Here is a 3,981-nt window from a genome sequence, read left to right on the forward strand (position 1 = left end):
GTCGTCGTGCTGCGCGCGGGGCGCGTCAGTGGCCGTCGTAGTAGCCGGTGTCCTTGGCGCGCTGGAACGAGCGCTCGATCTCGGCCTCGGCGTCGGCGCGCCCCACCCAGTGGGCGCCCTCGACGGACTTGCCGGGCTCGAGGTCCTTGTAGACCTCGAAGAAGTGCTGGATCTCCAGGCGGTGGAAGTCGGAGACGTCGTCGATGTCCTGGCGCCACGCGGCGCGCTGGTCGCCCATGGGGACGCAGAGCACCTTGTCGTCGCCGCCGGCCTCGTCGCGCATGCGGAACATGCCGAGGGCGCGGCAGCGGATCAGGCAGCCGGGGAAGGTGGGCTCCTCCAGCAGCACGAGCGCGTCCAGCGGGTCGCCGTCCTCGCCGAGGGTGCCCTCGATGAACCCGTAGTCGTCCGGGTAGCGGGTCGAGGTGAAGAGCATGCGGTCGAGGCGGATGCGACCGGTCTCGTGGTCGACCTCGTACTTGTTCCGCTGGCCCTTCGGGATCTCGATCGTGACGTCGAACTCCACTGTTCCTCCATGCTCGGGACGTGCTCGGGGAGATGCTTCGGACATGCTCGGTGCGGGCATGCTCGGTGCGGACGCCCTGTCAAAGTGTGCCATGCGCGAGCAGGCCCGCCCGGAGCGGTGCGGCGGCGTCGAACCGCGGACGGACGTGGGAAGATACGCACGGGGCGCGCCACGGGATCCAGGCTGTGACGATGCTCACTGACAGCTCACGGGCGGCTCACGGGCGCGGGAGGACGAGATGGGGTGGCGGGCCAGCGTCGGCGCCACCGCGACGACAGTGGTCGTGCTCTTCGGCGGCTATCTCGTGGCGGACGCCCTCGACGTCGTCCCGGGCATGCTCACCACGGCGCCGCCGCCCGCCCCGGCGGCCCCCTTCCCGACGGCGCCCGGCGCCACCACCGGCCCCCCGCCCGAGCGTGCGCTGCCCGACCTGCCCTCCGACGCGCCCGAGCCCGCCACGGCCGCCGTGGGCCGGCTCGTCACCGGGCTGACCGAGGACGACCGCCTGGGCAAGCGGGTCGGCGCGTTCGTCGTCGACACGGCGTCCGGCGAGACGCTCGGCGCGGCCGCCCCGGACCGGACGATGATCCCCGCCTCCACGCAGAAGCTCTTCACCGCCGTGGCCGCGCTCGCCGGCCCGGGCGGCGACACGACGCTCCCCACGACGGTGGTGCTCGACGACGAGACGCACCTCGTGCTGGTGGGCGGCGGCGACATGATGCTCGCGGCCGGCGCCGGCGACCCCGACGCGGTGAACGGGCGCGCGGGCCTCGGCGACCTCGCGGACCAGGTGGCCGAGGAGGTCCGGGACGCCGGTCAGGACACGGTGACCCTCGGCGTCGACGACAGCCTGTTCTCCGGCCCGGCCGTGCCCGCCGACGTGCCCGCCGCGGACGTCCGAGACGGCTACACCGCCCCGGTCGCCGCGCTCGCCGTGGACGTCGCGCGCACCACGGACGAGGAGTACGCCCCCCGGCAGAAGGACCCGGCGATGGCGGCCGCCCGCACGTTCGCGAGAGCGCTCGAGCAGCGCGGCGTCACCGTGCGCGGCGGGGTCTCCCGCGAGGAGGCGCCGTCGTCGGGGCGCGAGGTCGGCCGGGTCGAGTCGGCGCCGCTGCGCGACGTCGTCGGCGACATGCTGCGCCGCTCGGACAACGCCATCACGGAGGTCCTGGGCCGGATCGTCGCGCTCGACGCGGGCGAGCCCGGCACCGGTGCGGCCGCGATCCAGGCCGTGACCGCGCAGGTCGAGGAGCTCGGCGTCGACATGGACCGCGCCACCCTCGTGGACCTGTCCGGGCTGGGCCGCGGGTCGAGGGCGACGCCGCGCCAGCTCGCCGAGGTGCTGACCCTCGCCGTCGACCCGGCACACCCCGAGCTGCGCGACGTCGCCGACGGCCTCGCCGTCGCGGGCCTGAACGGGACCCTGCACGACCGCTACCCGAGGTCGAACCCCGGCCGCGGCTACGTCAACGGCAAGACGGGCAGCCTGCCGAGGGTCACCGGCCTGGCCGGCACCGTCGTCACGGCCGACGACCGGCTCCTCGTGTTCGTCACGCTCGCGGACAAGGTGCCCGAGGGCGGCTCCGCCGGTGCGCGGGTGATCTTCGACAGCTTCGCGGGCCGCCTCGCGGACTGCGGCTGCCGGTAGGTGCCGACGGCGCGCCCGGCGATGGTTACCGTGGTCCCGTGACCACGCCAGCCCCCGCCGCCGAGCCCCTGCTGGACTGGCCGGCGGCGGCGCAGATCGCCGCGCGGCTCGCGCGCCCGGGCGCCACGGCCCCCCGCGACGACCTGGACGCCCTCGTCGCCGGGCTGCGCGCCGCGGCCGGGGACGCCGTGGGGCACGTGCTGGAGGTCACGGGCATGACGCCGGTGACGCCCCGCCCGGCGGGGGTGCTCGGCGACGTGCACGTGGTGGACCGGGCGGGCTGGGCCCGCGCCAACGCCCAGTCGATGCGGGCCGTGACCGACCCGGTGCTGGCGGGGCTGGCCGAGGAGATGCCCGCCGCGTCGTCGGCGGCCCGGCTGGCCGGGGCGGCGGAGGTCGGCGGCCTGCTCGCGCTGCTGTCGGGGCGGGTGCTCGGGCAGTTCGACCCCTACGGGGCGGGCCACGCGCCCGGGGACGGCCGGCTGCTGCTGGTGGCCCCCAACGTGCTGCAGGTCGAGCGCGCGCTCGGGCTCCGCCCCCGCGACTTCCGCCTGTGGGTCTGCCTGCACGAGCAGACGCACGCCCTCCAGTTCGCCGCCGCGCCCTGGCTGGCCGACCACCTCGTGGGTCGCGTCGGCGACCTGATGAGCGGCGTCACCCGCAGCTCGGTCGCGATGGCGCGTGCCCCGCTGCGGGAGAAGGTCGCCGTGGTGGGGCGCACCGTGCTGCGCGCCGTGCGCGGCGAGCTCGTGACCCCGCTCGACGGCATCCTCGGCCCCGAGCAGCGCCGCGAGCTCGAGGAGATCACCGCCGTCATGGCCCTGCTCGAGGGGCACGCCGACGTGATGATGGACGCCGTCGGGCCGCGCGTCGTGCGCTCGGTACGCACCATCCGCGCCCGGTTCGAGAAGCGGCGCGACGGCGAGGGCGCGCCGGCGCTCGACGTCGTGCTGCGCCGCGTGCTCGGCATGGACGCCAAGCTCGCGCAGTACCGCGACGGCGCCGCGTTCGTGCGGGCCGTCGAGGAGCGGGTCGGCCGCGGTGGGCTCAACGCCGTCTGGTCCGAGCCCGGGCACCTGCCCTCCGCCCGCGAGATCGCCGACCCGCGCGCCTGGGTGCGCCGCGTGCACGGCTGAGGGCCACCGGTGGGCATGGCCGACCCGGCGCTCGCGGCGGCCCGCGCGGCCGTGCGGGCCGAGCTGGGCGATCTTGCGCGCGACGGCGGCCTGGGCCCCGGCGGCCTGGTGCTCGTCGCCTGCTCCGGCGGCGCGGACAGCCTCGCGCTCGCCGCCGCCGCCGCGCTCGAGGCGCCGCGCGTGGGCCGGTCGGTGCGCTCGGCGGGGTTCGCGGTCCGGGTCGGGGCGGTCGTCGTGGACCACGGGATGCAGCCGGGCTCCGCCGCCGTGGCGGCCACGGCGGCCGCGCGGTGCCGCGACCTCGGCCTGGACCCCGTGCTCGTGCGCGGCGTGCGGGTCGACGCCGGCCCCGGGTCGACGGGCCCGGAGGGCGCCGCGCGCACCGCGCGGTACGCCGCGCTCGACGCCGTGGCGGAGGAGACCGGGGCCGTCGCCGTCCTGCTCGGCCACACGCTCGACGACCAGGCGGAGTCCGTGCTGCTCGGCCTGGCGCGGGGGAGCGGGGCGCGGTCGCTGGCGGGGATGCCGCGGCGCCGCGGCCGCTACCGCCGGCCGTTCCTCGGCCTGCGGCGCGCGCAGACCGAGGCGGTGTGCGCCGCCGTCGGCGCCGACTTCTGGACCGACCCCACCAACCTGCTGCCGGACGGCGGCGCGGGCGAGGCGGCGTC

At 77.2% G+C, this 3,981-nt stretch carries 4 protein-coding genes; 3 read left to right on the forward strand and 1 reads right to left on the reverse strand.

The features are described 5' to 3' along the window. Window positions 1-25: 25 nt before the first annotated feature. Window positions 26-526: an inorganic diphosphatase gene (locus ACFUVW_RS20025; RefSeq protein ID WP_430573051.1), complete on the reverse strand. Its 501-nt coding sequence runs from the start codon at window positions 524-526 to the stop codon at window positions 26-28. A gap of 238 nt (window positions 527-764) precedes the next feature. On the opposite strand from ACFUVW_RS20025, the gene dacB reads away from it, so the two are divergent. The 3 genes from dacB to tilS form a co-directional block, all read left to right on the forward strand. Continuing rightward, window positions 765-2,177 (forward strand): D-alanyl-D-alanine carboxypeptidase/D-alanyl-D-alanine-endopeptidase, encoded by a 1,413-nt coding sequence (gene dacB, locus ACFUVW_RS20030; RefSeq protein WP_430573052.1) that lies wholly within the window; start codon window positions 765-767, stop codon window positions 2,175-2,177. Window positions 2,178-2,215: 38 nt separating this feature from the next. Beyond that, window positions 2,216-3,313: a zinc-dependent metalloprotease gene (locus tag ACFUVW_RS20035; RefSeq protein ID WP_430573053.1), complete on the forward strand. Its 1,098-nt coding sequence runs from the start codon at window positions 2,216-2,218 to the stop codon at window positions 3,311-3,313. 15 nt (window positions 3,314-3,328) lie between these two features. Continuing rightward, window positions 3,329-3,981, forward strand: a 653-nt coding sequence (gene tilS / locus ACFUVW_RS20040; protein ID WP_430573054.1) for a tRNA lysidine(34) synthetase TilS, incomplete at its 3' end; no start/stop codon positions are given.

The organism is Isoptericola sp. NPDC057391 (assembly GCF_042668085.1).
Taxonomy (GTDB): domain Bacteria; phylum Actinomycetota; class Actinomycetes; order Actinomycetales; family Cellulomonadaceae; genus Isoptericola.